Here is a 1430-nt window from a genome sequence, read left to right on the forward strand (position 1 = left end):
CACCGAGCAGCAGCACGCAGACCACCACCAGCAGCCGCCGAGCCGCCCGCCGGCCCGCCTCCGGCCAGGCCACCCGCGAACCCACCATCCACCGAGCCGCCGCCCGCCCCATGCCGCCACCCTGCCCCGGAGCAGCGCGGATGCGGCGTCGCGGGGACGATCGATCCACAGGCCCCCGAACCTGGGGACAGATCGGCTCCGGGCGGCCGTCCCGGGTGAGGCCGATCGGTGGCCGGGCGTACACTCGACCACGCACCTCGACCGCTCGAGGTGACTTCGCGCGCTCGCGTGCCCTGCGGAAGCGGGGTCGGCGACCGGGCGGTCCCGTACTCCTGCCGAGCGGCCGGGTGCGGGTCCGGGAGCCGGCGCGGCGCCAGGGCGGAGCCCCGCAGGGGGTCCCGCGACAACCGCCACGCGCGGACCGGCCGGTGATCGGTGATCACCCTCCGCGGTCCGCGCCCGACCGAGAGGTGAACACCGGCCATGGCCGTCGTCACCATGAAGCAGCTGCTCGACAGCGGCGTGCACTTCGGGCACCAGACCAGGCGCTGGAACCCGAAGATGAAGCGCTACATCCTGACCGAGCGCAACGGCATCTACATCATCGACCTGCAGCAGACGCTGTCGTACATCGACCGCGCCTACGAGTTCGTCCGCGAGACCGTGGCCCACGGCGGCACGATCATGTTCGTCGGCACGAAGAAGCAGGCCCAGGAGGCCATCGCCGAGGAGGCGGGCCGGGTCAACATGCCGTACGTGAACCAGCGCTGGCTGGGCGGCATGCTCACCAACTTCCAGACCGTGCACAAGCGCCTCCAGCGCCTCAAGGAGCTGGAGTCGATGGAGCAGACGGGGGGCTTCGAGGGTCGCACCAAGAAGGAGATCCTCATGCTCACCCGCGAGAAGGACAAGCTCGAGAAGACCCTCGGCGGCATCCGCGACATGTCGAAGGTCCCGAGCGCGGTCTGGATCGTGGACACCAAGAAGGAGCACATCGCCGTCGGCGAGGCCCGGAAGCTCAACATCCCGGTCGTCTCCATCCTGGACACCAACTGCGACCCCGACGAGGTCGACTTCCCGATCCCGGGCAACGACGACGCGATCCGGTCCGCGGCGCTGCTCACGAAGGTGATCGCCAAGGCGGCGGCGGACGGCCTCATGGCCCGCTCCGCGCGCGCCCGCGGCGAGGGCGAGAAGGCCGAGGGCGCCGAGGAGCCGCTTGCCGAGTGGGAGCAGGAGCTCCTGACCGGCGGCGGGTCGGACGGCGCGAGCCTGGGCGGCGAGACCGCCGCCGCCGGCGCGGGCTCGGCCCCCGCCAGCACCAGCAACGGCACCCAGCAGACCGCCGGCTGAGCACCACCCCGATCACGGCGGCCGGGGCGCCTCCCGCCCCCCCCCCCGGGCGCGCCCCCCCCCCCCCCCGCCCCCGC

1 protein-coding gene is annotated in these 1430 nt (G+C 73.1%); it reads left to right on the forward strand.

Annotated features, from left to right (window positions below):
* Positions 1–483 precede the first annotated feature (483 nt).
* Positions 484–1353, forward strand: coding sequence for a 30S ribosomal protein S2 (gene rpsB / locus AB0B41_RS43195; RefSeq protein ID WP_037046988.1), 870 nt, complete (start codon positions 484–486; stop codon positions 1351–1353).
* Positions 1354–1430: the final 77 nt, after the last annotated feature.

The organism is Pseudonocardia sp. NPDC049154, assembly GCF_040648315.1.
Classification (GTDB): Bacteria; Actinomycetota; Actinomycetes; order Mycobacteriales; family Pseudonocardiaceae; genus Pseudonocardia.

What these genes read in the sequence shown, in the direction of transcription:
- rpsB (WP_037046988.1), top strand. Translation starts at nt 484, where the DNA reads ATGGCCGTCGTCACCATGAAGCAGCTGCTCGACAGCGGCGTGCACTTC.